The sequence below is a fragment of the Streptomyces kurssanovii genome, from assembly GCF_040677245.1.
Classification (GTDB): domain Bacteria; phylum Actinomycetota; class Actinomycetes; order Streptomycetales; family Streptomycetaceae; genus Streptomyces; species Streptomyces kurssanovii.
Genome location: NZ_JBFAQK010000003.1, coordinates 88,587 through 115,382 on the forward strand (window position 1 = coordinate 88,587; position 26,796 = coordinate 115,382).

The following is a 26,796-nucleotide window of genomic DNA, read 5'->3' on the forward strand; positions in this document are numbered from 1 at the left end:
CTGAACTTCAGCGACGCTACCTTGCCTATCCGGTGGCGGCTTTCTCAACTCACCGAGGGGCGGCGGTCACCGGGTCGCCTTGGCATCGTCTGACGGTGGTCGAGCACCTCGCCGACCGTCACGCCGCACGCTCGTCATGGGTCACGCGTCCCAGGTGACCGGGAGGCTCTTCACTCCGTAGATGTCCGCGGTCTCCGGGCGCAGGCCGACCTCTTCGGCCGGTACGGCCAGGCGCAGTGTGGGAAAGCGGCTGAGCAGGGCTGAGAGCGCGACCCGCATCTCGATGCGAGCCAGCTGCTGGCCCAGGCACAGGTGGATGCCGTGGCCGAAGGCCAGGTGACCGCCGGACTCCCGCCGGATGTCGAGCACGTGGGGATCGGCGTAGCGGTCGGGGTCGCGGTTGGCGGTGTTGTAGGACAGGACGACCGTCGTTCCGGCCTCGATGGTCAGGCCGCCGACCTCGACGTCCACCAGGGCCGTCCTCATGAACGACTTGGCGACGCTCAGGTACCGCAGCAGTTCCTCCACGGCCGGGTCGGTGAGGGCGGGATCGGCGCGCAGCGCGGCCAGTTGCGCCGGATTCTGCAGCAGCGCGAAGGCGCCGAGGGACAGCATGTTCGCCGTGGTGTCGAATCCGGCCGCCAGCAGGATCAGGCTGATGCCCTGCAGTTCCTCATCGGTCAGGTCGCTGTCGGTGAGTTCGCTGAGCACGTCGTCGGTGGGGTTCGCGCGCTTGGCGACCACCAGCTGTGCGAGGTAGTCCTGGGTCGCGGCGTTCATGAACTTGTCGATCTGCTCCTGGAAGGAGTCACGGTCCTGGTACGGCACCCCCAGCAGCTCGCAGATGATCATGGTGGGGATGGGCTTGGCGAAGGCGGTCACCAGGTCCGTCGGCGGCCCGGTCTCCTCCATAGCGTCCAGGCAGTCGGTGGTGATCTGCTCGATGCGTTCGGTGAGCAGTCGCATCCGGCGTGCGGTGAACTTGCCCACCAGCGGTTTCCTGTAGCGCCCGTGCTGTGGCTCGTCCATGAGGAGGAATTCGCCGGGCGGCGCCGGCGGGAGCTCGAAGTCGACCACGTTCAGGAGTTCCTTGCGGGAGCTGAACCGTGAGTCGGCCAGGATCGACCTGACCAGGTCGTATCCAGTGATCAGCCAGCCGGGCTTCCCACCGGGGTGGGTGTAGCGGCTGATGCGGCCGTGCCGGCGGGCGTCGAGCAGTTCCGCCGGCGGGTCGAAGGGGCAACCGGGCTGACGCTCCGTCGGCAGCGTCGTGACCGTGTGGAGGGATTCGCTCATGGCCATTCCTCGTCTCGCGACATTACGCGTTTGGCGTGCACCGAAAGCTACGTTGCGTTTCAAAATTCGTCAATGAGCGATAACGCATTTCCGCAGGTGAGATGCGGTAAATCGATGCAATGGCACTGAAGGCGAACGCAACGCTGCGTTGCAATGGGTGACGGCGAAGGCAATGCCGGAGACCTGGCCAGGGGGCTGTCGCGGACGCCGGCCCCGACGGCGAGCCCTATGGGGCGGCTGTCGGGAGGTTGGAGGCGCTCGGGTGGTGGACCGGCCGCGCAGGGGAGGCTGAGCACCATCGTGAGACCGCCGACGGCGGGTGTCCTCGGCGGTCAGGGTGGCGCCCATGGCTTCGGCAAAGCCGCGGGCGACCGCGAGACCGAGCCCCACTCCCGAGCCGCGTGGGGCGTCTCCGTGCCTCTGGAAGGGTTCGAAGATGAGGTCCTTGACCTCGTCAGGGACTCCTGGGCCGCGGTCCACGACGCGGACCTCGACCCTGTCGGCGATCGCGCTCGCGGAAATCATGACCGGTGTGCCGTCGGGGCTGTACTTGACGGCGTTCTCGACCACGTTGGCCACGGTTCGTTCCAGGAGGCCGGCGTCCACGGTCACCATGGGGAGTTCCTCGGGGACGTCGAGGACGACGCTGTCGTCGGGAACGCCGCCGAGAGCCATCGGTACGACTTCGTCGAGGTCGATCTCGCGGATGATCGGCTTGACGGTGCCGGTCCGAAGGCGGGACATGTCCAGGAGGTTGCCGACCAGGTGGTCGAGGCGGTCCGCGCCTTCCTCGATGCCGGCGAGGAGTTCGGCCTGGTCGTCGGGCGACCATTCGATGTCGTCGGAGCGCAGAGAGGTGACCGATGCCTTGATCGCTGCCAGCGGGGTGCGCAGGTCGTGGCTGACGGCGGCGAGCAGGGCGGTGCGGATGCGGTTTCCCTCGGCGAGGTCACGTGCCTGGTCGGCCTGGTGCTGGAGGCGCTGGCGGTCGAGGACGATGGCGGCCTGGGCGGCGAAGGCGCCCAGCACGCGGCGGTCCTCGGCGGGCAGGACGCGGCCGGAGAGGGCGAGCGCCATGTGGTAGCCGACGGGCATGTCCACGCGGGGCCGGCGGCCGCCGTCGGCCACGGCGCCGTCACTGCTCGGTGAGTGCTTTCAGGGCGATGTTCAGCTTCAGGACGTTCACCGTGGGGTCCCCCATGAATCCCAGGATCCGCCCGTCGATGTGGTCCTCGACCAACTTGTCGACGGCGTCGACGTCGAGGTGGTTCTTCTCGGCGACCCGGTGGATCTGAAGCCGGGCGTACTCGGGCGAGATATGCGGGTCGAGGCCGGAGGCGGAGGAGGTGACAGCGTCGGCCGGCACCTCCGCGGGCCGGACCTTGTACGTCGCCGTGGAGTTGTCCTCTACGACGGCGGCCTTGGCGTCCTTGACCCACTGGATCAGCTCAGCATTGTCGCCGGAGCGGTTGGTCGCCCCGGAGAGGATGAGCTGGTACTGCGTGTTGACGGAGTTCGTGCCCAGGCCGTTGGATGGACGGGGCTGGAACCACCTCAGGTCGGGCTCCGGGGTGTCCTCGCCGTCCTTCAGCGGCAGGTCGTAGCGCTGTCCGATGAGTCCGGAGCCGACGACCTTGCCGTCGCTCTTGATCTCGGAGCCGTTGGCCTTGTCACTGAACAGTCCCTGTGCGACGCCCGTGACGACCAGCGGATAGATGACGCCCGTCACCAGCGTGAGGACCAGAAGGGCCCGCAGACCCGCCCCGATGAGCCGTGCAGTGCTTCCGATGGAGTTGTTCATGGCAGGTCAGCCGATTCCGGGGATGAGGGAGAGGAGCAGGTCGATGAGTTTGATGCCGATGAACGGAGCGATCAGGCCGCCGAGTCCGTAGATGCCGAGGTTGCGGCGGAGCATCTTGTCCGCAGTGGTCGGCCGGTATTGGACGCCCTTGAGGGCTAGCGGCACGAGCGCGATGATGATCAGCGCGTTGAAGATGACGGCGGAGAGGATCGCGGACTCCGGCGAGGCGAGCCGCATGATGTTGAGCTTGTCGAGGCCCGGATAGGCGACGGCGAACATCGCGGGGATGATCGCGAAGTACTTGGCCACGTCGTTGGCGATCGAGAAGGTCGTCAAGGCGCCTCGGGTGATGAGGAGCTGCTTGCCGATCTCGACGATCTCGATGAGCTTGGTCGGGTTGGAGTCGAGGTCGACCATGTTCCCGGCCTCCTTGGCGGCCGAGGTGCCGGTGTTCATCGCCACGCCGACGTCGGCCTGCGCGAGCGCCGGGGCGTCGTTCGTGCCGTCGCCGGTCATGGCGACGAGCTTGCCGCCGGCCTGCTCCCGTTTGATCAGCGCCATCTTGTCCTCGGGGGTGGCCTCCGCGAGGAAGTCGTCCACTCCCGCCTCGTCGGCGATGGCCTTAGCGGTGAGCGGGTTGTCGCCCGTGATCATGACGGTCTTGATGCCCATGCGGCGCAATTCCTCGAACCGCTCCCGCATGCCGTCCTTCACGACGTCCTTGAGGTGGATGACGCCCAGGACGCGGGCACCTTGGCCGTCCTCCACAGCCACCAGCAGCGGCGTGCCCCCGGCCTCGGAGATCCGGTTCGCGATCGCGTCGGCGTCGTCGGCCACCCGACCGCCGTTCTCCTGAACCCATGCGATGACCGAAGCGGTCGCGCCCTTGCGGACCTTGCGCCCGTCCACGTTCACACCCGACATGCGGGTCTGGGCGGTGAAGGTGATCCACTCGGCGTGCGCCAGCTCGCCGTCGTGACGCTCGCGCAGGCCGTACCTTTCCTTGGCCAGGACCACGATGGAGCGGCCTTCCGGCGTCTCGTCGGAGAGCGAGGAGAACTGGGCGGCGTCCGCGACCTCGGCATCGGTCGTGCCCTTGACCGGGACGAACTCGGCGGCTTGGCGGTTGCCGAGCGTGATGGTGCCGGTCTTGTCGAGCAGCAGCGTGGAGACGTCGCCCGCGGCTTCGACCGCGCGGCCCGACATGGCCAGGACGTTGCGCTGCACCAGCCGGTCCATGCCCGCGATGCCGATCGCCGAGAGCAGTGCGCCGATGGTGGTCGGGATCAGGCAGACCAGCAGCGCGGTAAGCACGATCATCGAGGTCTGTCCGTCGGCACCCGCGTAGATCGCGAACGGCTTCAGCGTGACCACGGCCAGTAGGAAGACGATCGTCAGCGAGGCGAGCAGGATGTTCAGTGCGATCTCGTTCGGCGTCTTCTGCCTCGCCGCACCCTCGACCAGGCTGATCATCCGGTCGATGAACGTCTCGCCCGGCTTCGTCGTGATCTTGACGACGATCCGGTCGGAAAGGACCTTCGTGCCGCCGGTGACCGCGGACCGGTCGCCACCGGACTCGCGGATGACCGGGGCGGATTCACCGGTGATCGCGGACTCGTCCACCGACGCGACGCCCTCGACGACGTCGCCGTCGCCGGGGATGGTGTCGCCCGCCTCACAGACAACCAGGTCTCCGATGCGCAGGTCGGTGCCCGGCACGCGCTGCTCGCCGGCCCCGGTGAGGCGCCGGGCGACGGTGTCGGTCTTGGCCTTGCGCAGGGTGTCGGCCTGTGCCTTGCCGCGGCCCTCGGCGACCGCCTCGCCCAGGTTGGCGAAGATGGTCGTGAGCCACAGCCAGGCGGTGATCGCCCAGCCGAACCAGTCGCCCGGCTCCTTGAACGCGAGCCCGGTGGTCACCACCGAGCCGACCAGGACCACGAACATCACCGGAGACTTGACCATCACCCGGGGGTCGAGCTTGCGGATCGCGTCCGGGAAGGACGTGATCAGCTGCTGCGGGTCGAAGAGGCCGCCGGCGACCCGGCCGGCCTCGGGCCTGTGGCCGGTCGGCACGTCGCTGTGCGGCGCGCGGGTCGAAGTGGCGTGGGACATGGAGTCCTCTTGCTTCTGTGCGTCGTGCTTTTCCACGTCGATGGTCATGACGCCAGCCCTTCGGCGAGCGGCCCCAGCGCGAGCGCCGGGAAGTAGGTCAGAGCGGTGATGATCAGGATCGTGCCGACCAACAGGCCGGTGAACAGAGGCTTCTCGGTGCGCAGCGTGCCCGCGGTCTTCGGTACGGGCGTCTGCTCGGCGAGCGAGCCGGCCAGGGCGAGCACGAACACCATGGGCAGGAACCGGCCCAGCAGCATCACGATGCCGATGGTGGTGTTGAACCACTGGGTGTCGGCGTTGAGGCCGGCGAAGGCGGACCCGTTGTTGTTGGCGCCGGAGGTGTAGGCGTAGAGGATCTCGGAGAAGCCGTGCGCGCCGGAGTTCGTCATCGAGCCGGCCGGGGTCGGCAGCGCCATCGCCGCGGCCGTGAAGCCGAGCACCAGCGCGGGGGTGACCAGGATGTAGCAGGCGGCGAGCTTGATCTGGCGGGTGCCGATCTTCTTTCCGAGGTACTCGGGCGTGCGGCCGACCATCAGGCCGGCGAGGAACACCGCGATGATCGCCATGATCAGCATGCCGTAGAGGCCGGAGCCGACACCGCCGGGCGCGATCTCGCCCAGCATCATGCCGAGCAGGGTGATCCCGCCGCCGAGGCCGGTGTAGGAGGAGTGGAACGAGTCCACCGCGCCCGTCGAGGTGAGAGTGGTGGACACCGCGAAGATCGATGAGGCGCCGATCCCGAACCGGGTCTCCTTGCCCTCCATCGCCCCGCCTGCGATCTCGAACGCCGGGCCCCTGCCGGCGAACTCCGTCGCCCACATCAAGACGATGAACGCGAGCCAGATCGTCGCCATCGTGGCGAGGATCGCGTAGCCCTGCCGGACACTGCCGACCATCCGTCCGAACGTGCGGGTGAGTGCCAACGGGATCAGCAGGATCAGGAAGATCTCGAAGAGGTTGGTGAAGGCGTTCGGGTTCTCGAAGGGGTGGGCGGAATTGGCGTTGAAGTAGCCGCCGCCGTTGGTGCCCAGCTCCTTGATCGCCTCCTGCGAGGCCACGGCCCCGCCGTTCCACTGCTGCGCATCGCCCGTGAACTGCCCGATCTCGTGGATGCCGGCGAAGTTCTGGATGGCGCCGCACGCGACCAGCACGATCGCGCCGATCACCGAGATCGGGAGCAGGACGCGTATGACGCCGCGCACCAGGTCGGCCCAGAAGTTGCCGAGTTCACCGGTGCGGGAGCGGGCGAAGCCGCGCACCAGCGCGACCGCGACCGCGATCCCCACGGCCGCGGAGACGAAGTTCTGTACCGCCAGTCCGCCGGTCTGCACGACGTGACCCATGGCCTGCTCGCCGTAGTACGACTGCCAGTTCGTGTTCGACACGAAGGACGCGGCCGTGTTGAAGGCCTGGTCAGGGTCGATCGATACGAAGCCCAGCGAGCCGGGCAGGACACCCTGAAGGCGCTGCAGGAGGTAAAGGAAGGCGACGCTCACGGCGGAGAAGGCAAGGACGCCACGCAGGTAGGCGGGCCAGCGCATCTCGACGGTGGGGTCGGCACCAATGGCCTTGTAGATCCACTTCTCCACCGGCAGATGCCGGGTGGAACCGTAGACCCTGGCCATGTAGTCGCCGAGCGGACGGTATGCCAGAGCGAGCGCTGCCATCAGCGCCAGCAGCTGGAGCACACCGGCAAGAAAGGGGCTCATAGCCGTGCTCAGAACCTCTCCGGGTACACAAGGGCGAGGATGAGATATCCCAGGAGGGAGACGGCCACGACGAGTCCGACGATGTTCTCGGCAGTCACAGCTTCGCCACCCCCTTGGCAACAAAGGCCACCAACGCGAATACCGCGATCATGGTGACGACGAAGGCCACGTCGGCCATCGCGAGCTCCTGAATGAAGAGAAGAGATGGATTCGGCCGGACAAGAACTCAGCCACCCGGCCGAGATGAGCAAACCGCGCCTTCACCCATGGGTTAAGGACCCTTGATGGAGCCCATACGTCAGGAGGGCGCGTCTTGACGAAGCCCTTGCGGAGGATGTGGCTCCGCTCACTCCCCGGGGTCATACCGAGGGCGAGCGGGCCTCGGAGCCGGAGCGGCCGCGGTCCCCGCCGACGAAGTCGACGGGGACCCAGACCTCCACAAGCGCCAGACATCGCCGGGCTCGTGGAACCCAGGCGGCGTTGGACATATCCAGGTGGTCACCGAAGAGTCCGGGTGGAGGTCAGCGCACCAACCCGCGCACCACGACGGCTGACTTGGGTCGTTGGCCTGCGTGTGGGGTGGGAGTTGAAGCACGCAGGTTGGTCCTGTCGGGCTTCGTGTCATGGGACGCTCGGCGTCCTTGATCGCTGATCTGGTGTCCGAGCTGCGGCCGGTGTGGCAGGCGCGAAGAGATGCCGAGCCGGCTGATCGCCCGCGTCGTCGGGCTGTGGGTGCGGGTGCGACGTACAAGCTGGTATTCGTCGACCGGCTCCTGGCTACGCTGGTTCACCGTCCTGGAGGGCGAGAGGTGCGGTGCGGGTCAGGCGCATGCTCGGTGGTGGAGGCATGTGCGGCAAACAGTAGAAGGTGGTTGTGCGCTACGCCTCCCGGGCCGCTGCTCGAGAACGCCGGCCCTGTGCGGTTCTCCGCGCCCCTTGGCGGACCGCTGACTGTGCAATTCCGGCTCTCAGCCGAAGATGGCCAGGAGGTCCGGCCACGCACCACCGAAGGCAACGGCTCCACCAACGACAGCGCCACCGAAGCCGACCAGAGCCGCCGAGATCCCAGGGTCCCAGCAGATCATCTTTTCGATCTTCCAGTTGTCGATCCGGACTTCGTGGACGTCGAGATGGAGCGGGATGTGCTGACCGTTCGGCCGCGGTGCGCACGCCGCGGCCGAAGGAGGGAGTGCAGGTCGTGATCCCCCTGCGGCCGACCGGCGAGTTCCCCGGCAGCTCTTTCTCGGCGAGAACCTCGACACCGAGCACATCGAGGCGACGCACGACGCCGGCGGCCTGAGGCTGCGGATCCCGGTGGCCGAGCAGGCCAAGGCGCGGAAGATCGAGATCACCAGCGGCACGCGCAAGGAACTGCAGTCCTGATGCGGCACCGGGACGCCACACATGAACGAAGGAAGGCCCTCCAGTCCTTGACCTGCGATGGCTCAGAATCCTGGACCCGCCCGGCAACCTTCCCCGCCAGGGTCATGATCGTCATGCGGTCCGGACAGTGACTCAGAGCGCGTGAGCTCTCTCATGACGCGGTTCATACAGCCCCAAATCGCCGCCACCGGGGAGACGCAGCACAGTCATCAGACCCCAGCCCTCATCGCTGACGGGCTGGGTGAACTCAACACCCTTCGCCGTGAGCTCTTCCCTGGTGACCTTCACGTCATCGCACATCAAGAAGAACTCGTGCGAGGGCCCCTGCGCCGGATGCACAGCGATCTCGGCCGGCGGCAGCTTGAAGATGAGCCACCCGTCGCCAGCATCGACGTTCTTATATCCGAGAACGTCTCGGAAGAAGGCCCTGTCAGCCTCCGCGTCCCGGCTATAGATCACCACGTGAGCACCGTTAATCATGCGAGGACGCTACCGAACCAGCTGACCACCTCCCAGGAACATGGGGCCACCAGCCTTAACCCAACCCTTCTGGTCCATCCATCAGGCCCAGCCTTTTTTAGAACACGCACTTAGCTGTTCTTTAACGTGTGACTGCGAGAGGGGAGGCCTGTTACTGAGCGGCCCCCGGGATCCGGACTACCGCGGTTCCTGCCTCCAGGTCTACCGCTGTTCGGTTCGGTGGCGCCTCCACGGTGACCGACACCCGCTCCGGGTCGAGCCCGTCGAGGCCGATGACCTTCGTGGTGTTCCGGACGCGGACGGTGACGGAGTCGATGCCCCGCACTCGGGACAGGTCGAGGGGCGCCCGGCGCGGGCCTGCGGTGCAGATACAGGTGCAGCCGGGTGAGCCTGGGGAAGAGGGTGGCGAAGTCAGGCAACGGCGCTGTGTCCGCCACCCCCTTGAGCCGCAGGGACGTGATCGAGGGCAGCGCGACCTCGGGGAGGGCGGCACGGTCGGCGAAGCCGAGGCTCAGCGTGGTCAGCAGCGGAACGGCCTGGAGCGAGGAGAGGTCCAGGCCGACCGGCACACAGTCGAGGACGAGTTCGCGGATGCCGCTGTCGGCGAGTGGGTTCAGGGACACCGTGGACGTCGGATTGCGTATGTGCAGGCACCGCAGCCCCGTCAGACCGCCAAGGGCGGGAAGCTCCGATGTGCGGTCATCGGCCGCGCCCAGTGCGAGGGACACCACGGAGTCCCGGTCGAGGGCGGAGGAGAGCTCGTGGATCAGCGACGGCCGGGGGAGCGACAGATGGTGACCGTGGAGAGCGCGCGATTATTGGCGGCACTGCCCAAAGGTCCCCTGCGTCGATAGCATCACCTGGCCAGTGCAAGTCGTCCGCAACCGCGCCAGGTGACCCGGCCCAGCAAGGAGGCCACATGAGCGAGGCGTACTCGCCAATCTTGGCGCTGAACCTGCTCAAGGAGTTCGAGGACCGGATCGGTGCTGTCTACTACTCGGAGGGTTTCGAACTGCGCGAGTACGGCGCAGACGCCGGCCTCCACACCTGGTCGGAGCATCCGGACTTCCTGAGCCGGTTCATCCCCTTCGCGCAGGCCAACCACTCCGGCTCCGACTACGCGCTGTGGCGGTGCGACGATCGGACCGACCTTGCCACTCTGCCCGTCGTCCTGGTCGGCGACGAAGGGCAGCTCTATGTGATCGCGCGAAACCTGATGGAGCTGTTCCAGCTTCTGGCCATCGACAGCGAGCCTGTCGATGACTTCGGGTTTCTTGCCGCTGGAGACGTTGAGGAACACAGCGATGGCCACCATGAGTTCCTCACCTGGTTGAACCAGAGTTTCGGCCTTGAGCCACCGGAGGACCCGCACGTGCTCTGGACCGGGCGAAAGAAGTCCGACGATCGCTTCAGGGCATGGGTGAGCCAGTTCGTTGAGTTGGACGATCACTGACCGTTCATCGCAGTTCGTGATCTTCATGGCTGTGGAGCTGTCGCCGGTGGTGCGGTTGCGGCGGATCAGCAACTGGTGGCTGACGGGGCGGGTCCGGCCAGGTCGATGACGGACCAGTCGTAGAAGCGGTAGCTCTTCGCGCCGGCTCCTGCCGACAGCTTCTTCCAGGCCCGCCTGGGCACCTTCTGCCAGTCCCGCCTGGGCGCTTTCGCGGCCAGCACATCCGGGCGGAACTTCCCGGCATCGGTAGTGACTTCATGGGAGCAGGCACGGCGAGGACGTAGCCGACCTGGCGCTCCTCCGGCGCGGATCGCAGCTTCGGGCTGCCGCCGCAGACCTATCGACGCGGCCCTCGTCCGCGGCGGTGATGCCGTCGGGGTGTCCGGGTGGCCACTCCACCAACTCGATCCGGTATCCGTCCGTGTCGGTGAGCCACGATGCCTTCGGGCCGCGAGGGCCGCCGGGGTACTGGACAGGGCCCGGCTCCAGGCCGGCTCGGGCAGCGGCTCCAGGGCGGCGGCCAGTACGTCCACTCGGATCGCAAGGTGGTCGAAACCGCTACCCACGTCGACCGGTCAACGGCTGGGACGGTGGACCAGTTCGAGCGAGGTCGCCGGTTCGCAAGGGAGCTTGAGGATCACGAGGCGACTCCCGTCGCCACCGTCGACCCTGCCCAGTGCGAGTGACGCCTGCAGCACACAGCCGCCGCCCCCGGCCAATCACCGGAAGGAAGGTGAATCGGCCCCCCTTGTGGAATTTCCCCTGTGGCGAAGGAGCGCCCTTCGTAAGCGCTATGCTGCGAGCACCCCGCGGGGGAAGCCGGTCGAAGTCCGGCGCTGACCCGCAACGGTAGGCGGAGCCCGACACGTGGCCCCGTGAGCCCGATTACCCGCGGTGGTGAAGGCTCCTGTCAATTCGCCGTGGACTGCGAGAGGGCGCTGCACAGGGCGCCCCGCGTCCCGGGCCGCTCCTGTGCTCACGTGGGTGCACGGCCTGAGGCGAAGGCGATCCGCCCGTGGCCACACCCCTGGAACTCGAGCCGACCGCGCCACCTCACACGGCGCCCGCCGGCGTCGGCCCCGCGCCGCCCAAGCGCGTATCGCTGTCCCTTCTCTTCGTCACCCTGTGCGCCGCGCTCGTGCTCTCCATCGTTTGTGGGGCGGGGATGGGGGCGTCAGGACTGTCCTGGGGCCAGGTACTGCGTTTTCTGTGGGCCGGGCTGACCGGCGGATCCCTGACGCATGACGAAGTGTCGGCTTACACGATCGTGTGGGAGCTGCGCTTTCCGCGAGCCGTGCTGGCCGCTGTCGTCGGGGCCGGCCTGTCGGCGATCGGCGTCGCTGTGCAGGCCATGGTCCGCAATGCCCTCGCCGACCCGTTCGTCCTGGGTATTTCCTCGGGTGCGGCCGTCGGTGCGAATGCCGTCCTTCTCTTTGGGGCCTTCGGCGCTCTCGGTCTGTGGGCGCTGTCCACGGCGGCGTTCTTCTCCGCGCTCCTCGCCATGGCGCTGGTGTACGCGATCGCCCGCACCGCTGATGGTCTGACCCCGCTGCGGCTCGTCCTGACGGGTACCGCGATGTACTACGGCTTGTCGGCCGTCACCACGTTCATGGTGTTCGCGGCCGAGCGTGGCGAGGCGGCCCGCTCCGCGATGATGTGGCTTCTCGGCAGCCTCGGCGGAGCCAGTTGGGCCTCCGTGCCGATCGCCGCGGGAGCCGTGCTCGTCGGCCTCGCCCACCTCACTGTGTCAGCGCGTCGCCTGAACGCCCTGGCGATGGGTGACGAGACCGCGGCCGCCCTGGGGGTGGACGCGGGGAGGCTGCGCAAGGAGCTGTTCCTGGTATGTGCCGCCGTCACGGGGGCCGTGGTCGCGGTGAGCGGTGCGATCGGTTTCGTCGGCCTGATGGTTCCGCACGCCGCACGGATGCTCGTCGGCGCGGACCATCGCCGGCTGCTGGCCGTCGCCCCACTCGCGGGCGCCGTCCTGCTGATCTGGGTGGACATCCTGTCGCGCGTGGTGCTCGCGCCCGTCGAGCTGCCGGTGGGCGTGCTGACCGCAGTCATCGGCGTGCCGTGCTTCGTGCTGCTGATGCGCCGCCGCTCCTACACCTTCGGAGGCGCGTGATGCGTGTCGACATCGATGCACTGACGGTCGAGGTCGCCGGCGCGCGGCTGGTACGGGAGGTGACGCTGAGCGCGGACGACGGGCAGGTCGTCGGGCTGGTCGGGCCCAACGGCAGTGGCAAGTCCACGCTGTTGCGCTGCGTCTACCGGGCCTTGCGCCCCTCGGCCGGTGCGGTCCGGCTCGGCGGTGAGGACCTGCACTCCCTGAGTGCGCGCGAAGGCGCCCGTCGGCTGGCCGCCCTGCCCCAGGAAGCGGTCAGCGAGTTCGACTTCACGGTCGCCGAGGTCGTTGCGATGGGGCGCCTGCCGCACCAGCGGTCCGTGGCCCGGACCACCGACGAGGACCGGAAGGCGTGCGAGGCAGCGCTGGTGAGGGTCGGCGCCGGTCACCTCGCCGACCGCGGCTTCCTCACCCTCTCCGGCGGCGAGAAGCAGCGGGTCCTGATCGCCCGCGCGCTCGCGCAGCAGCCGCGCGTACTGGTGCTCGACGAGCCCACCAACCACCTCGACATAGCCCAGCAGTTGGAGGTGCTGGCTCTGGTGCGCGGAAGTGGGCTGACGGTACTCACCGCGCTGCACGACCTCAACCTCGCCGCGCTCCACTGTGACCTCCTCTACGTCATCGACAGCGGCCGGATCGTCGCCCACGGTGCTCCGCACGACGTGCTCACGCCCGAGTTGCTGGCCGAGGTCTTCGGCGTACGGGCACACCGTGTGCCGCATCCGGAGTCCGGCGCCGTACAACTGCTCTTCGATCGTCTCCTGCCCGCTCAGCCCGCTTCTTGAGGAGTCATGGCCATCATGCCGAATCTCGTACGCCCCGCCGCACTCGCACTCGCCGCCGCCTTGGTGCTCACCGGATGCGGCGCGGAGGTCACCTCTCAGGACGAGGAGGGTGGTGGTGCCCAGGCACGCGGCGGCCACTATCCGGTGACCATCGAGAACTGCGGCCAGGAGAAGAGCTACGACAAGGCCCCCCAGCGCGTGGTCACCAATGACGTCGGTATCACCGAGATCATGTTCGCACTCGGACTTGAGGACCGTATGGCGGGCTATGTGATGCCCGACGACAGGGGCGATCTCGAAGCCGTTCCCTGGAAGGACGCTTACCAGAAGACGAAGTGGCTCTCGAAGAAGACGATCAACAAGGAACTGGTCCTCGACGCCCGCGCCGATCTTGTCTTCGCGGGCTGGAACTACGGCTTCAACGAGGGGGAGGGCTTCAGTCCGGCCGAGCTGGAGAAGGTGGGGATCGACTCGTACCTCCTGAGCGAATCGTGCCGCAACGGGCGAGGGAAGGCCCGCGGGGTGATGCCACCGCTCGCAGCGCTGTACACCGACCTGCGGAACCTGGGAACGATCTTCGACGTCGAGGACCGCGCCGGGACCCTCATCGCGGACTTCGAGAAGCAGGTGGCCGAAGCGCAGGCGAAGGCCCTGAAGGGCGCCGACCGCCCGCGCGTCTTCCTCTATGACGACGGGCAGGACAAGCCGCTGACCTCGGGTCTGTACGCCGGGCCGCACGACATCATCACCAAGGCGGGTGGCGATCACGTCATGAAGGACCTCAAGGACAGCTGGGCGACGGTGGGCTGGGAGACCGTCGTCGAGCGCGACCCCGAGGTGATCGTGATCAACGACTACGGTGACACCACCGCGGACCAGAAGCGGAAGTTTCTGAAGTCCTACCCCCCGCTCGCCGGCGTCTCGGCCGTCAAGAACGACCGCATCGTCGTCCTCGACTACGCGGAGCTGGTCGAAAGCCCGCGCAATCCCGCGGCCATCGCCTCACTCGCCGCGGACCTGAGGAAATTCGCCTCGTGACCTTCTCGCTGTCGGCCCCCGCGGACAGGCTCGTGCGTATGCCCCGGTCGACAGGATTCGGCCGGGTGGCCGACCGCAGGTGGATGGCCGTCGGCTGTGTCCATCCCGGTCGTCGCTCCCGGTTCCTTTCCGGGGAGTCGGCTGGGCGGTCCACTGCTGCCGTTCCCGGCGGGCGCCCCGAATGATCCGGTCGACAACGACCATTACGGTACGCGCTGGGGACGCTGCTGATCTCGAGTTCTGGGCCGGCCATGGGGAGTTGTTCTGCGCGCGGGAGTGGACACGGCTGCTCGGCGAACAGGGCCGACAGGCAGAGGCACTGGAGATACTCGCCCCGTATACCTCGATACCCTTTACTTTACGGACACAGACTGCAGTGCCCTCAGCCGAGGAGCACGACGAGCAGTACAAAAGCAGGTTGTCCTACAGGAAATGATGCGCACCATGAGATACACCGTCTCCATCGAGATCGCCCTGCCGCGGGAGAAGGTGGTCCGGCTGCTCGCCGACCCGGCACACCTGCCGAAATGGCTGCGGGGCCTGGTGCTGCACGAGCCGCTGAGTGGGGAGCACGGGCAGCTCGGCACCAAGTCGCGGGTCGTGATGCAGATGGGCCGACGGAAGATCGAGTGCACCGAGACCATCACACGCCGGGAACCGGCAGACCTGCGCGAGATCCCGAAAACGAGCGTCGTTCACTTCGACCGCGAGATCGTCGGCGAGGGCATGTGGAGCGCCGTGCGCGACCGGCTGACGGAAGCCGGCCCGGACACGACGCTCTGGGAGAGCGAGAACGAATACCGGTTCAGCGGCCTTCTGATGAAGCTGGTGGGACTTCTGATGCCCGGCGCCTTCCGCAAGCAGTCGCAACAGCACATGCAGGACTTCAAGGCGTTCGCCGAGCAGGGAAAGGACGTTCGCGACGCGACGGGCTGATCTGCCGTAACCGGTCAGGTGTCTGACGACGTGGAGTGTTGATCTTCCTTTCGTCGTAAATGACCGCTGGGCAAGCTCCACCGGCGCTGTCTGGAAATTGACCGTTGCCGAGGTGGCGAGGTCGGCGCTGCGGCGCGCGAAACGCTCCCCAGCCACTCCGGACATCCGTCCGGAGTGGCTGGGGCCTGAAGCAAGCCCTCCGGCAGCATCGAAAGGTGGGCGGCTCGGGGCAGCGCCCAGGGCGTACCTACCGCCGTACCCGGCCCCTGCTCGTGCGCGTACCAGCCGAGCTGCATCCGAGTGGTGACGTCGGCCGGCTCCATCAGCCGCGGCACCGTGCGCAGCCCCAGCTCGGTCTGCTTGGCCGCACTGCGGTCGGTCAGCCCCGTCAGCATCAGAGAGAGGATCAGCGGATCCGTCTCGTCCGGCGCCTCGGCCTGCGGCTCGTCACCGCCCAGCCGCGGTGAGCACCGGACGGCCGGCCTTCCCGGGACCGAGGGCCCCGAGATGCGCAGGACTAGGTCAGCTCGTCGGAGCGGCCGGCTTCGATGCGGGACCACTGGGCGATGGGGCGCCCGTTCGTACGCCACTCCTCGGGGTTCTCTGCGGAGTACCAGGGCTGGGGCCAGCCGCGGGGGGAGTCCTCCCACGCCTCCTGGCGTCCGTAGACGGTCATATCCAGCAGCCCGTGGGTGGGCGCCATGACCTCGACGCCGCGACCGCCGGTGTAGTACGTCTCGAACACCCGCTTGCCGTCGCGGACGTAGCAGACGAGGTGGTGACGCTGCCAGTCACGACCCTCCAAGAGCTGCGGCGCCGTCTGCTCGACCGAGTACCACGGCATGTCCAGGCCCAGGAAGTCGCGGTAGCGGACGCTCTCTTGGTATGGGCCCTTGCAGAGCGTGGCGTACGTGGCGTCGCGGGAGTGGATGTAGGACAGCTCGCGGACCTGACTGTTGAAGAACGTGCAGCCCTCGCACTGCCCGGCGGCGGGTCGTCCGGGCCACCAGGCGTGGAAGTACGCGATGAGCTGCTTGCGGCCTTCGAAGACGTCGAGGATCGTGATCGGCCCGTCGGGGCCGATGACTTCGATGGTGGCATCGACCTCCACCATCGGCAGCCGCCGTCGCGCCGCTGCGATCGCGTCTCCTTCGCGGGTGTGCGCCTTCTCCCGTACGAGCAGAGTTTCCCGCGCCTCCTGGTAGGTCTTTCTGTCCACCACAGGCGGGAGGGCCGGGCTCGGTGATCTGTCGTTCACGAGCGTCTCCATTCGCTTCTGGGGAGGCTGCCAAGAGGTCGCCTGGAACCACCATGCTCACCAGGCTGCGCCGCGCTCCCGGGCGCCACGCAGTAGCGCTTCGGCGGCTCGCTCATTCGGTCCAACAGCCGGGCCCCGACGACGTGCGCGCGATCAGGGGTCGTCACCGGGGCGGCGAGGCCGCAGGCGTGACCTTCCCAGGTGTCGGGGCCGACGGCCCCGACACCCCCTCGCGGCCCGTCAGGGCGAGCGGTGGACGGCGACGGTCGCGGATCGGGGCCGGCCGTCCGCACGGCCGCCCGGCCAGGTGCTGACGGCGCCGGGATCGTCCGCGTCCGGGGCGCCCCAGCGGGCGGTGCGTTCGCCGGGGTGCTGGATGTTGACGAACAGGGTCCGGCCGTCGGGCGTGGCGGTGACGCCGGTGACCTCCGCACCGCGCGGGGCGGTGAGGAAACGCCGGACCGTGCCGTCGGTGGTGTCGGCGGCCAGCAGGGCGTTGTTCCCGGCCGCCCTGTGCGCGGCGGAGGGGCCGTTCAGATCGTGGCCGGAGATGCCGGTGGAGATCCACAGGGTTCCGTCGGCGCCGAACCACAGCCCCTTGGGCGCCGCGAACGCGCCGTCGGACGCCTGCCGCGGGTCACCGGCGGTGAGGAACTCCTCCCAGTGGAAGGAGCCCCCGCCTTCGCCCTGCTCCTCGTGGTTCTCGTGCCACCGGATGATCCGTCCGTACGGGTCCCCCGTGCATTCCGCCGACGCCGGGTCGCCGGTCGCACCCGAACTCCCGCAGTCCGAGCCGCCGTTGCTGTTGGCCAGGGCCAGATACACGTCGCCGGCCGGCCCCACGGCGACCCGCTCGGGCCGGCCCAGCGGTGTGGCGCCGAGGGCGTCCGCGGCGAGCCGGGCCCGGAGCAGGACGTCGGCCTGGTCGCGCCAGCCGGCGGCCCTGGTGAGCGGGCCTTCGCCGTGCCGGAGCGGCAGCCACCGGCCCGATCCGTCGGGGGAGATCCTTGCGACGTAGAGGGTGCCGTGGTCCAGCGGGCTCCTGCCGGCCGCCCGCACACTGCGCCAACCGCCCTCGCCGACGTACTTGTAGAGGTATTCGCCGTCCTCGGCGTCGCTGCTGTACACCACCACCCGCCCGGCGGCCTCTGTGACCGTGGCGCCGCCGTGCATGAAGCGCCCGAGGGCGGTGCGCTTGACCGGTACGGACGACGGGTCGCCGGGGTCGAACTCGACCACCCAGCCGAAGTCCTCCGGCCGCGCTTCGGGGGACGCCAGATCGAACCGGGGGTCGGTACGGTGCCAGGCGTGGCCGAACCCGCCGGCGGACAGCCCGTACCGCATGTCCGCCTCGCGCCGCTGCCACCCCGGGGCGTCGGTCCCGAAGAAGGCGTTGAAGTTCTCCTCCGCGGCCAGGTACGTGCCCCACGGGGTGACGCCGTGACCGCCGCAGGCGAGTACACCCCGCGCCTGTCCCGCCGTCTTCACGGGCCCGGAGAACCGCACCGGGGTGTCACCCGTGAGCCTGCGGTTGAGCCGCGAGTCCACCGCCCGCCAGCGTCCGCCGGACTCGCGCACGGCCACCACGGACACGCCCTGGGCGGCGAGTGCCTTGTCGTCCCCGCCGCCCAGCAGCGCACGGTCGGACGTCTCGTGGTTGATGACCAGCAGTCCCCGACGGCTGCCGGCGGCACCCTCCGCCGTGGGGAAGAACCGGATGCCGTGGTGGTGGGTGCCGATCTGCAGTGCCTGCTCGGCCGCCGTGCTGCCGCCGTCCGCCCGGGACTTCGGCCCGGACGCGCGCAGCGGCAGGCCCCACGGGGCGAGGACGTCCGCCGTGAACCCGGCGGGGACGGTGACGGTGTCCGCCTGGCTCGCCGCCACCGCCGTGAAGTCCGACGGGCCGAGGGGGACGGGTCCCGACGGTCCGGGCCGTGTGCCGGCGGCCGGCAGCGCGGCGGCTGTGGAGGTTCCGAGACCCAGCAGTCCCGCGGCTGCCAGGGCGCCGCCGGTGAGTACGCCGCGGCGGTTCATGCCGGGCGTCCGCGGGTTCGTGGTGTTCGTCGCGGCGTCGTCGCTCATCAGAGCCTCCCCTGGTTGAGAGCGGTCTGCAGGGCCTTGATCGTGCCGGGCCCGAAGTCGCCGTCGACGGTGAGACCGGCGCCGGTCATGCTGTTCAGGTGCCGCTGAAGGGCCTTCACCGTGGTCGGTCCGAAGCCGCCGTCGACGGTGAGACCGGCGGCCGCCCAGGTGTTCAGGTGCCGTTGCAGTGCGCGCACGGACTCCGGTCCCCACACGCCGTCCGCCGTGACACCGATGGCCTGCTGCGTCGCCGTGACGGTCTTCTGACCGAACTCGCCGTCCACGGTCAGCCGCGCGCCGTCGTCGTAACGCCCGTACGCGGACTCGGTGTCGGGACCCCAGAGGCCGTCGGCGCCGACGCCGACCTTGGTCTGGAGCCACTTGACGCCGGCTTCGGTCCTGGGTCCGAAGATGCCGTCGACGTCGAGCGCGGGGCGGTACCCGAGTCCGTTCACGGCCCGCTGCTGGTAGGAGACCGAGCGGATCGTCGTCAGCCCGCCGTCGGAGTAGGTCGCCTCCCCGCCCGTGTGGTCGTTGTACGCGGACTCGGTGGCCGGACCCCACAGGCCGTCGGCTGCGACGCCGACCTTGGTCTGGAGCCACTTGACGCCGGCTTCGGTCCTGGGCCCGAAGATGCCGTCGACGTCGAGCGCGGGGCTGTATCCGAGGCCGTTCACGGCACGCTGCTGGGACGCGACCGACCGGATCGACGTCAGACCGTTGGAACTGGTGCCGGTGCCGATGTACGCCCGGTAGGCGGACTCCGTCATCGGTCCCCAGATGCCGTCGGCCGCGACGCCGACCTTGGTCTGGAGCCACTTGACGCCGGCCTCCGTCCTCGGTCCGAACATGCCGTCGACGTCCAGCGGCGGCGTGTACCCGAGGCCGTTGACGGCCGTCTGCTGGGAGACGACCGACCGCATGGAGCCCGGGGTGCCGGCCTCGCCGCCACCTATGACGTCGCTCAGTCCGTCCACCGGCATGCCCGACCGCACCCACGACCGCAGGTCGTCGCCGGGGCACTGGGTGGAGTCCAGAGCGCTGTGATACGTCGTCGAGAGTCTCCGGCCGACGATGCCGTTGGTCTTCTCGTAAAGGCTGCGGATGGCACGCTTGGCGGCCGGTGTGGCGTCTCCGTCCCGGCCGATGAAGCATACGGCGATGTGTGATCTGTTGTGGCCCCTGGTGTGTGCGCCCTCGTTGTCCCAGCCGCGCCCCTCGTAGAGCCGGCCGTCGTGGTCCACCAGGAAGTTGTAGCCGATGTCCCACCAGCCGTTCGAGTCCATGTGGTAGTTCTGGATCGCCCGTACGGTCTGGCTCGTGGGGCCGGCGGAGTAGTGCACCACGAAGCCGGTGCGCTCCGACGTCGGTACCTTCGCCACTTCACGGGGCGGGCGTGCGCCCCAGCCGGACCGGGAGATGATTCTGATCTGCGGGGCTCCGGGGCCGGGCTTGTCGCCGCCGCCGGTACCCGGGGGATGGGCGTCGAGGTACTCTCCGCGCTTCGCGAGCGGAGTCAGATGTTCGCCCGGGCACTCGGTGGGCCACCCGCCCGCGCTGTGCGGGTAGATCAGGCCTCCCGCCTTCTGATGGTCCGGCAGCTCGTACCGCAGATGGAAGACCAGATTCCGCATCGAGGTCAGCATCTCGGACGTGGGCCGGTCCGACTTGGCCAGCATGCCCTGGATCGAATAGAACGCGGTGTTCCTGCCGAGGCTGCGCGTGCGGTCCACGTCGATGTAGGCGCCCCCGTTCGCCTCACCGCGCTCGTACCCCCGGCCCTCGTAGATCTTGCCGTGCGGGCAGACGAGGAAGTTGTAGAGGATGTCGCCGCTCTCCTCCCAGTCGGGCGGGAACATGGCGGCGATCTTCTTGCGGCATTCGGTCTCCGAGTCCGGGGAGAACGAGAACCGGCTGCCCATGTAATGAATGAACACGCCGCCTTTCCAGGGCTCCCAGGCGCGGCTGGACTCGCGCGGCGGCTTGCTGTAGTAGTCGACGAACCACCCGTTGTCGCGCCCCTCTTTCCTGAGGGTCAACAAGCCCATGATGATGTACTGGGCCCAGGTGGACCGCTTTTCGATCGTGACGGATGCCATGTGTGGAGATCACAACTCTCTCTGCTGTGGTCAAGGATTCCCCCGGCGCCGGCGGTCGCTCGCCCTCGGCGGATCCGGACCGCCGAGGCCGTACGATCCGAGGTGCCGATTCCGGTGACCTGCACGGCCGTTGACCGGCCGGTCCCCATGGTTGCCGGGGGCCCCAACGCCGTCCATACTGTTGCGGCTGAGCGCAAAAGACCAGCTCAGCAGGGGGGTTGAACGGTGCTGCGTATTCACTTCACAGACGCCGATCTGGCAAGAACGAGACTCGCCGACGCGCCTGACCCGCTCTGGGAAATCGCTGCGAGCCTGCACCGCTTCCAGTCGTCACGCGGGCGCTGGGCATTCGCCGACTGGTTCGGCACGGCACGCCGCGAACTGCGGGAACAAGGCATCGGAGGAGGCATACGAACCCAACTCCTGCCGCTCTATTCGAAAGGGGTCTACTTTCCGGACTTCCTGACGCCGATTCAGTCCGCGGAAGGCCTGGAGAGCGGGCTCGCGGCGATTCTCGACACTCATCCCCGCCGCATGGCGGAGGAGATCGGCAGGCTTTCCCGGAGCGCCGCGGTGCCCAGGTGGGCCGCGGACATTCCCGGCGCCAACGGGCGGCAGGATCTCGTCCGGATGCTGCGCACCTACCACGACGCGGTCATCGCGCCGCACTGGGAGCGCATGCAGGCCCGCATCGAGGCCGAACGCGCGACACGCTTTCGCGCCATGATGACGGGCGGCGTGGAGGGCATGCTGGCCGGCCTCGGCCCCACGATGCGGTGGGAGAGCCCCGTCCTGTACGTCAAGTACCCGGCGGAGGACCGGGATCTGCACCTGAACGGCCGCGGACTGCGCCTCGTGCCGTCCTACTTCTCCTGGGGCGCCCCGGTGAGCTTCGCCGACCCGGACCTCCAACCCGTCCTGTCCTACCCGGTTCTCCAGGAACCGCCGGTGGCGTCCCTCGCGGCCGGGGACGGCCCGCCCGGCAAGGCCCTCACCGCCCTCCTCGGCCATGCCCGCGCCGCGGTTCTGCGGACGGTGGCGAGCGGCGCCACCACGGGTGAGATAGCCCGTGCCATCGGCGTCTCCGCGTCCTCCGCCAGCAGACACGCGACCGTGCTGCGCGATGCCGGACTGATCACCAGCAGCCGGAACGGCGCGAGCGTACTCCACACGCTGACGCCGGTGGGCGCCTCCCTGTTGGGTGCCGCCGCACGCCACGCCAGGCAGCGGGCGGCCGATCCCCGGCGAACGTGAGGACGCCGCCCGGCCCTGGGGAGCGGGGCATCCCCGTCCGCCCGGCCCGGGCGTCCCCCGTCCGCCCGGCCCGGGCGGCGGGCCGCCGTCCTCACCCCCGCGATCCCCCGCGAGACCGGCGGCCCCCGGTCCGCCCGGGCGGCCGGTCAGCGCTTCGCGCAGTACCCGGTGAAGTAGCCGCCCTTGTCCAGCCGGGGCCACTCGAGCGCGTCCCGGGTATTGGGACCGTAGATGCCGTCGACCCCGGTCTCCGCCTCGGCCTGCGCCGACCGGAGCGCGTTGTAGGTCTTCGGCCCGAAGATCGTGTCGACGGAAAGGCCCGCTCCGTAGCAGTGGTTCAGCGCACGCTGAAGAGCGCGGACGTGCGGGCCCTCGGCGCCCTGGCTCATCTCGCAGGTGAGGCTGCCACCGCTGGTGGTGGGCAGCTGGATGTACGTGCTGGACGACTTCCAGATCGCCACGCTGGACGCGCAGGACGGCGTCGCGGCGGCGGCCGGAGTGGCGAACCCCAGGCCGGTGACCATCAGGGCGACGGCACCCAGCGATGCTGACTTGAGCTTCATCTGCTGCTTCCTCTCGCAGGCAATTCCAACGTTCTCGCGCGGCCGGATCCACTATCAGCGCGGGGGCGAGTGCGTGGCCATGCCGTTGCGGCTGAGCGCAAAAGCACTGGTCATCGGGGGATGTGCGAGACTCGGCGTCCGTTTACGGCCTCCCGCTCCTCCAGCAGTCCCGGCACCGGCGCTACCGTGCACCCGCCTCCACCACGAAGCGGGAACAAGACGTCGTAGTGCCTCTCGCACTCCGCGCGAAACCATGCCTGACCAGCAGGAATCAAGCCTGCGCCGACACGTGGTGGGCGCTGGACTGTGCCGGGCAATCGGAGGCGTGGTGAGTCGCCTGCGTGCTTCCGGGCGTGCTGGGCCAGGGTGTTCGCGATGGCGGCGAAGGCGACCGCGTGACCGCGGGCGTAGGCGTGGATGCGGCCGGTGGCGTAGATGCCTGGGTCGGCGGTGAGCGGGTGGTGGTGGGTGTCGACGTGGATGCCGCCGAGGGTGCGTGCCAAGCCGGCGGTGATGCGGTCGAGGGCGGCCTGATGCCGGACCGATCGGCCGGCGGCCCGTACCACGGATGCCGGTCGAGCCCCGTGTGCGGGGGCCTCCGCAGGCGGAGACCCCCGCGGGTGGGTCAGAAGGCGGTGGCGCCTTCCAGGCCCCACCAGCCGCCGTTGTAGTCGGCCTTCCTCAGGCCGCCGGTCGCGAGGCCCTGGTACTGCCACAGCACATAGCTGTCCGAAGCCTCCAGGTCGGGTCGCCCGTCGCCGGAGGTGTCGCCGACGGCGAGGATCGGCTGCATGGAGTTCCAGCCGCCGGTGCCGATGAGCCGGCGTGCGCCCAGGGTCCGCGTCGAGGTGGCGGGGTAGAGCCAGAGTTTCCCGGTGGCCTTCTCGCGGGCGACCAGGTCGGCGCGGCCGTCGCTGTTCATGTCACCGGCGCCGATGAGGGCGTTCATGCCGTTCCAGCCGCCGGTACCGATGAGCTTGCGTGCGCCGAGGGTGCCGGACGTGGTGCCGGGGTAGAGCCACAGCTTGCCGGTGGCCTTCTCCACGGCGAGGAGGTCGGCGCGGCCGTCGCCGGACAGGTCGCCGAACGCGGCGATCTGGCCCATGGAGTTCCAGCCGCCGGTGCCGATGAGCTTGCGCGCGCCGAGGCCGCCGCTGCCGGTGCCGGGGTAGAGCCACAGCTTGCCGGTGGCCCTTTCACGGGCGATCACGTCCTCGCGGCCGTCGCGGCTGAAGTCACCGTGCCGGACGAGGGCGTTGAAGGCGTTCCACCCCCCGGTGCCGATCAGACGCCCGGTGCCGTCGCCGGGCAGGAACCACAGGCGCCCGGCCTCGTCGCGGACGACGATGTCCGCCCGCCGGTCGGCGTTCATGTCGCCGAACCCGCTCGCCTGGGGCGACGGCGTCGCCACCCAGCCGGGGTAAGCCTCCGCCTCGCACTCGCGCAAGGTGCGCACGAGTTTGATCGAGCTGGTGGAGAGGTGCCCGAAGTGGGTCGCATAGTCGGGGTCGGGCTCGACCCAGTGGTAGCCCGGCGTCTCATAGTTCGGCTGCTCGTAGAGGCAGGCGATCATGGACGTGCGGTTGAAGATCGTCTGGAGCTTTCCGTCCCAGGAGCCGAGCGTGGCCTTGTTCGTGTTCGTCTTGAACATCGGACCGTCGTAGTCGCTCTGCCAGGCACACAGGTAGCCCGACGGGCAGTCGCTCCTCGCGGCCTGCGCGGGCGCCGCGCCGGCGCCGAGCAGTCCCAGTGATGCGAGCCCCAGCGTCGTGGCCAACGCGGCCGCGCGCCGAAGCAGGGTCTTGCGCATAGGTTCCCTCCCTTACGCGGCGCGGAGACAGATCTCGACGCGCCGCCGCAGGCAACATATCCCGCAGGCCGGGCGGCGTGCGGGTGAGGGCACGGGCGGTGCCGCAACCGTCGGCGCCACGGGGACGAAGGAGGCTGCCGGCGAGGCCCACGACGCCCGGCGCGGGCGGTTGGTCGACGTGTCCTGTCCGGGCCGTTGACGGCTCGGCACTACAGCCACAAGTATGTCCACCGCCACCGTGGGAGCGCTCCCACTCGCGAGCCGCTCCGCACCTCCGACGAGGAGCCCAGACGTGAACAGACGCAGAACCGCCCTGTTGTCCCTGACGGCCCTGCTGGCGACGGGTCTCGCCGCGGTGCCCGCCGGACCGGCGGGGGCGGACGACGCCGAGCAGGTCAGGAACGGCACCTTCGACACCACCACCGACCCGTGGTGGACGAACAACGTCACCGCCGGACTGTCCGACGGCAAGCTCTGCGCCGACGTGCCGGGCGGCACGGCGAACCGTTGGGACGCCGCCGTCGGCCAGAACGACGTCAAGCTCGTCAAGGGGGAGTCGTACCGGTTCGGTTTCAGCGCGACGGGCGCCCCCGAAGGCCACTCCGTCCGGGCGATCGTGGGTCTGCAAGTGTCGCCGTACGACACGTACTACGAGGTCACCCCGCAGCTGAGCGTCTCCGGCAACACCTACACCTACACCTTCGCCTCGCCTGTCGACACCACCCAGGGCCAGGTCGGCTTCCAGCTCGGTGGCGGCGCCGACCCCTGGCGGTTCTGCCTCGACGATGTCTCCTTGCTGGGCGGCGTGCCGCCGGAGGAGTACAAGCCCGACACCGGCCCCCGGGTCCGGGTCAACCAGGTCGCCTACCTGCCCCGCGGGCCGAAGAACGCCACCCTCGTCACCGACGCCACCGAGCGGTTGCCCTGGCGGCTGAAGAACGCCGCCGGCGCCGTCGTCGCGGGCGGCTGGACCGTGCCGCGCGGCGTGGACCCCTCCTCCGGGGAGAACGTCCACTCGATCCACTTCGGTGACTACCGCAGTGCGGGGAAGGGCCTCACTCTCGTCGCCGACGGCGAGACCAGCCGGCCGTTCGACATCGGCACCGCCGCCTACGAGAAGCTCCGCCTGGACGCCGCGAAGTTCTACTACACCCAGCGCAGCGGCACCGGGATACGCGACGACCTGCGGCCCGGCTACGGCCGTAAGGCCGGCCACGTCGACGTCGCCCCCAACCAGGGTGACGGCAACGTGCCCTGCCAACCCGGCGTGTGCGACTACACGCTCGACGTCACCGGCGGCTGGTACGACGCCGGCGACCACGGTAAGTACGTCGTCAACGGCGGCATCTCCGTCTGGCAGCTGCTCAGCACCTACGAGAGAGCCCGGCTCGCCCGCACCGGGCAGGTCGAGAAGCTCGGCGACGGCACGCTGAACATCCCGGAGAGCGGCAACAAGGTCCCGGACATCCTCGACGAGGCCCGCTGGGAGCTGGACTTCCTGCTCAAGATGCAGGTGCCGGAGGGCAAGCCGCTCGCCGGCATGGTCCACCACAAGATCCACGACGAGCAGTGGACCGGTCTGCCGCTGATGCCCTCCGACGACCCGCAGAAGCGCGAACTGCACCCGCCGACCACCGCGGCCACCCTGAACCTCGCGGCGACAGCCGCCCAGGCGGCCCGCCTGTACAAGGCGTACGACCCTCAGTTCGCCGCCACCGCGCTCGCGGCCGCCCGAAAGGCATGGGCCGCCGCTCTCGCCCACCCCGCCGTCCTCGCTTCCGAGAGCGACGGCATCGGGGGCGGCACCTACGCCGACCGTGACGTCGCCGACGAGTTCTACTGGGCGGCCACCGAGCTGTATCTGACCACCGGCGGCAAGGAGTTCCAGGACCACATCCTCGACTCCCCGGTCCACACCGCCGACATCTTCGGACCGATCAGCTTCGACTGGGCGCGCACGGCCGTCCCCGCCCGGCTCGACCTGGCCACCGTCCCGAGCCGGCTGCCCGGCCGCGACAAGGTCCGCCAGTCCGTACGCGAGGGAGCGGACCGCTACCTGGCCACGCTGAAGGCCCACCCCTACGGCATGCCGTACGCCCCCGAGGGCCACACCTACGACTGGGGCTCCACCCACCAGATCCTCAACAACGCCGTCGTCCTGGCCACCGCCTACGACATCACCGGCGGATCGAAGTACCGCGACGGGGCCGTCCAGAGCATGGACTACATCCTGGGCCGCAACGCCCTGAACATCTCTTACGTCACGGGCTTCGGCGAAGTCAGCGCACAGAACCAGCACAGCCGCTGGTACGCGCACCAGCTCGACCCGAAGCTGCCCGAGCCGCCTGTCGGCTCGCTGTCCGGCGGTCCGAACTCGAGCATTCAGGATCCGCTCGCGCAGGGCAAACTCCAGGGCTGCGTCGGACAGTTCTGCTACATCGACGACATCCAGTCCTGGTCGACCAACGAGCTCACCATCAACTGGAACTCTGCCCTGACTTGGATGGCCTCCTTCGTGGCCGACCAGGGCTGACCGTCCCACCCCGGCCGGATCCGGTTGCGGGGCGGCATCGGCCGGGCAACGAGGGGCGCTTCCCGGCCCACGGTGGGTC

At 69.1% G+C, this 26,796-nt stretch carries 19 protein-coding genes, 4 pseudogenes and 1 riboswitch; of the genes and pseudogenes, 8 read left to right on the forward strand and 15 right to left on the reverse strand.

Features of this window, described 5'->3' with window-relative positions:
- Positions 1 to 141: 141 nt before the first annotated feature.
- The 6 genes and pseudogenes from AB0K36_RS04115 to kdpF all read right to left on the reverse strand — a co-directional run bounded on the left by AB0K36_RS04115 (position 142) and on the right by kdpF (position 7,016).
- Positions 142 to 1,296, reverse strand: coding sequence for a cytochrome P450 (locus AB0K36_RS04115; protein WP_364587943.1), 1,155 nt, complete (start codon positions 1,294 to 1,296; stop codon positions 142 to 144).
- A gap of 59 nt (positions 1,297 to 1,355) precedes the next feature.
- Positions 1,356 to 2,397: pseudogene (locus AB0K36_RS04120) on the reverse strand (sensor histidine kinase); the annotation flags it as partial.
- Positions 2,398 to 2,431: 34 nt separating this feature from the next.
- A complete protein-coding gene (locus tag AB0K36_RS04125) occupies positions 2,432 to 3,097 on the reverse strand; it encodes a potassium-transporting ATPase subunit C (protein WP_364587946.1) in 666 nt (221 codons plus the stop codon).
- A 6-nt stretch (positions 3,098 to 3,103) separates the two neighbouring features.
- Positions 3,104 to 5,257, reverse strand: coding sequence for a potassium-transporting ATPase subunit KdpB (gene kdpB, locus AB0K36_RS04130; RefSeq protein WP_364587950.1), 2,154 nt, complete (start codon positions 5,255 to 5,257; stop codon positions 3,104 to 3,106).
- Positions 5,254 to 6,918, reverse strand: coding sequence for a potassium-transporting ATPase subunit KdpA (gene kdpA / locus AB0K36_RS04135; RefSeq protein WP_364587953.1), 1,665 nt, complete (start codon positions 6,916 to 6,918; stop codon positions 5,254 to 5,256). Before kdpA ends, kdpB begins: the two co-directional genes overlap by 4 nt.
- A gap of 8 nt (positions 6,919 to 6,926) precedes the next feature.
- Entirely contained in the window at positions 6,927 to 7,016 is a 90-nt protein-coding gene (gene kdpF, locus AB0K36_RS04140) for a K(+)-transporting ATPase subunit F (RefSeq protein ID WP_138907650.1), read from the reverse strand.
- 1,171 nt (positions 7,017 to 8,187) lie between these two features.
- Here kdpF and AB0K36_RS04150 point away from each other — a divergent pair.
- Positions 8,188 to 8,301 carry an Hsp20/alpha crystallin family protein gene (locus AB0K36_RS04150; protein ID WP_364588412.1) on the forward strand — a complete coding sequence of 38 codons (114 nt, stop codon included), beginning with the start codon at positions 8,188 to 8,190 and terminating at the stop codon, positions 8,299 to 8,301.
- A 132-nt stretch (positions 8,302 to 8,433) separates the two neighbouring features.
- On the opposite strand, the gene AB0K36_RS04155 is transcribed toward AB0K36_RS04150, so the two are convergent.
- Complete coding sequence (locus tag AB0K36_RS04155; RefSeq protein WP_364587956.1) at positions 8,434 to 8,763, reverse strand: VOC family protein; 330 nt, start codon at positions 8,761 to 8,763, stop codon at positions 8,434 to 8,436.
- A gap of 937 nt (positions 8,764 to 9,700) precedes the next feature.
- On the opposite strand from AB0K36_RS04155, the gene AB0K36_RS04160 reads away from it, so the two are divergent.
- Entirely contained in the window at positions 9,701 to 10,234 is a 534-nt protein-coding gene (locus AB0K36_RS04160; RefSeq protein ID WP_364587959.1) for a hypothetical protein, read from the forward strand.
- A 39-nt stretch (positions 10,235 to 10,273) separates the two neighbouring features.
- On the opposite strand, the pseudogene AB0K36_RS04165 reads toward AB0K36_RS04160, so the two are convergent.
- A pseudogene (locus AB0K36_RS04165) lies at positions 10,274 to 10,571 on the reverse strand (IS701 family transposase); the annotation flags it as partial.
- Between the two features lie 17 nt (positions 10,572 to 10,588).
- Positions 10,589 to 10,911, reverse strand: a pseudogene (locus AB0K36_RS04170) (VOC family protein); the annotation flags it as partial.
- 94 nt (positions 10,912 to 11,005) lie between these two features.
- Positions 11,006 to 11,145: riboswitch (cobalamin riboswitch) on the forward strand.
- A gap of 104 nt (positions 11,146 to 11,249) precedes the next feature.
- On the opposite strand from AB0K36_RS04170, the gene AB0K36_RS04175 reads away from it, so the two are divergent.
- The 4 genes from AB0K36_RS04175 (at position 11,250) to AB0K36_RS04190 (ending at position 15,118) form a co-directional block, all read left to right on the forward strand.
- Positions 11,250 to 12,359: a FecCD family ABC transporter permease gene (locus AB0K36_RS04175; protein ID WP_364587962.1), complete on the forward strand. Its 1,110-nt coding sequence runs from the start codon at positions 11,250 to 11,252 to the stop codon at positions 12,357 to 12,359.
- A complete protein-coding gene (locus AB0K36_RS04180; RefSeq protein ID WP_364587965.1) occupies positions 12,359 to 13,144 on the forward strand; it encodes an ABC transporter ATP-binding protein in 786 nt (261 codons plus the stop codon). The genes AB0K36_RS04175 and AB0K36_RS04180 overlap by 1 nt, the downstream gene beginning before the upstream one ends.
- Before the next feature lie 15 nt (positions 13,145 to 13,159).
- On the forward strand, positions 13,160 to 14,182 hold the full coding sequence (locus tag AB0K36_RS04185; protein ID WP_364588416.1) for an ABC transporter substrate-binding protein: 1,023 nt from the start codon (positions 13,160 to 13,162) through the stop codon (positions 14,180 to 14,182).
- Between the two features lie 444 nt (positions 14,183 to 14,626).
- Positions 14,627 to 15,118, forward strand: coding sequence for an SRPBCC family protein (locus AB0K36_RS04190; RefSeq protein WP_364587968.1), 492 nt, complete (start codon positions 14,627 to 14,629; stop codon positions 15,116 to 15,118).
- Positions 15,119 to 15,381: 263 nt separating this feature from the next.
- On the opposite strand, the pseudogene AB0K36_RS34695 reads toward AB0K36_RS04190, so the two are convergent.
- From AB0K36_RS34695 to AB0K36_RS04210, 4 genes and pseudogenes are all read right to left on the reverse strand, one after another.
- A pseudogene (locus tag AB0K36_RS34695) lies at positions 15,382 to 15,579 on the reverse strand (helix-turn-helix transcriptional regulator); the annotation flags it as partial.
- 56 nt (positions 15,580 to 15,635) lie between these two features.
- Complete coding sequence (locus AB0K36_RS04200) at positions 15,636 to 16,388, reverse strand: DUF899 family protein (RefSeq protein WP_435877770.1); 753 nt, start codon at positions 16,386 to 16,388, stop codon at positions 15,636 to 15,638.
- Positions 16,389 to 16,616: 228 nt separating this feature from the next.
- Positions 16,617 to 18,458, reverse strand: coding sequence for a PhoX family protein (locus AB0K36_RS04205; protein WP_364587974.1), 1,842 nt, complete (start codon positions 18,456 to 18,458; stop codon positions 16,617 to 16,619).
- Positions 18,458 to 20,557: a peptidoglycan recognition protein family protein gene (locus AB0K36_RS04210; RefSeq protein ID WP_364587977.1), complete on the reverse strand. Its 2,100-nt coding sequence runs from the start codon at positions 20,555 to 20,557 to the stop codon at positions 18,458 to 18,460. Before AB0K36_RS04210 ends, AB0K36_RS04205 begins: the two co-directional genes overlap by 1 nt.
- 225 nt (positions 20,558 to 20,782) lie before the next feature.
- Here AB0K36_RS04210 and AB0K36_RS04215 point away from each other — a divergent pair, with 225 nt between their 5' ends.
- Positions 20,783 to 21,811, forward strand: a complete 1,029-nt coding sequence (locus AB0K36_RS04215; RefSeq protein WP_364587980.1) for an ArsR/SmtB family transcription factor — start codon at positions 20,783 to 20,785, stop codon at positions 21,809 to 21,811.
- A gap of 146 nt (positions 21,812 to 21,957) precedes the next feature.
- Here the strand turns inward: AB0K36_RS04215 and AB0K36_RS04220 are convergent, their stop codons facing one another.
- On the reverse strand, positions 21,958 to 22,374 hold the full coding sequence (locus AB0K36_RS04220; protein ID WP_364587983.1) for a peptidoglycan-binding domain-containing protein: 417 nt from the start codon (positions 22,372 to 22,374) through the stop codon (positions 21,958 to 21,960).
- 625 nt (positions 22,375 to 22,999) lie between these two features.
- The gene (locus tag AB0K36_RS04225) at positions 23,000 to 24,184 is read right to left on the reverse strand and encodes an FG-GAP-like repeat-containing protein (protein ID WP_364587985.1); all 1,185 of its coding nucleotides are present in this window, start codon (positions 24,182 to 24,184) and stop codon (positions 23,000 to 23,002) included.
- Between the two features lie 292 nt (positions 24,185 to 24,476).
- Between AB0K36_RS04225 and AB0K36_RS04230 the strand changes: the two genes are divergently transcribed.
- Entirely contained in the window at positions 24,477 to 26,717 is a 2,241-nt protein-coding gene (locus tag AB0K36_RS04230) for a glycoside hydrolase family 9 protein (protein ID WP_364587987.1), read from the forward strand.
- Positions 26,718 to 26,796 lie beyond the last annotated feature (79 nt).

What these genes read in the sequence shown, in the direction of transcription:
- AB0K36_RS04115 (WP_364587943.1), bottom strand. Translation starts at nt 1,296, where the DNA reads ATGAGCGAATCCCTCCACACGGTCACGACGCTGCCGACGGAGCGTCAG.
- AB0K36_RS04125 (WP_364587946.1), bottom strand. Translation starts at nt 3,097, where the DNA reads ATGAACAACTCCATCGGAAGCACTGCACGGCTCATCGGGGCGGGTCTG.
- kdpB (WP_364587950.1), bottom strand. Translation starts at nt 5,257, where the DNA reads ATGACCATCGACGTGGAAAAGCACGACGCACAGAAGCAAGAGGACTCC.
- kdpA (WP_364587953.1), bottom strand. Translation starts at nt 6,918, where the DNA reads ATGAGCCCCTTTCTTGCCGGTGTGCTCCAGCTGCTGGCGCTGATGGCA.
- AB0K36_RS04160 (WP_364587959.1), top strand. Translation starts at nt 9,701, where the DNA reads ATGAGCGAGGCGTACTCGCCAATCTTGGCGCTGAACCTGCTCAAGGAG.
- AB0K36_RS04180 (WP_364587965.1), top strand. Translation starts at nt 12,359, where the DNA reads ATGCGTGTCGACATCGATGCACTGACGGTCGAGGTCGCCGGCGCGCGG.
- AB0K36_RS04185 (WP_364588416.1), top strand. Translation starts at nt 13,160, where the DNA reads ATGCCGAATCTCGTACGCCCCGCCGCACTCGCACTCGCCGCCGCCTTG.
- AB0K36_RS04190 (WP_364587968.1), top strand. Translation starts at nt 14,627, where the DNA reads ATGAGATACACCGTCTCCATCGAGATCGCCCTGCCGCGGGAGAAGGTG.
- AB0K36_RS04200 (WP_435877770.1), bottom strand. Translation starts at nt 16,388, where the DNA reads ATGGAGACGCTCGTGAACGACAGATCACCGAGCCCGGCCCTCCCGCCT.
- AB0K36_RS04205 (WP_364587974.1), bottom strand. Translation starts at nt 18,458, where the DNA reads ATGAGCGACGACGCCGCGACGAACACCACGAACCCGCGGACGCCCGGC.
- AB0K36_RS04210 (WP_364587977.1), bottom strand. Translation starts at nt 20,557, where the DNA reads ATGGCATCCGTCACGATCGAAAAGCGGTCCACCTGGGCCCAGTACATC.
- AB0K36_RS04220 (WP_364587983.1), bottom strand. Translation starts at nt 22,374, where the DNA reads ATGAAGCTCAAGTCAGCATCGCTGGGTGCCGTCGCCCTGATGGTCACC.
- AB0K36_RS04225 (WP_364587985.1), bottom strand. Translation starts at nt 24,184, where the DNA reads ATGCGCAAGACCCTGCTTCGGCGCGCGGCCGCGTTGGCCACGACGCTG.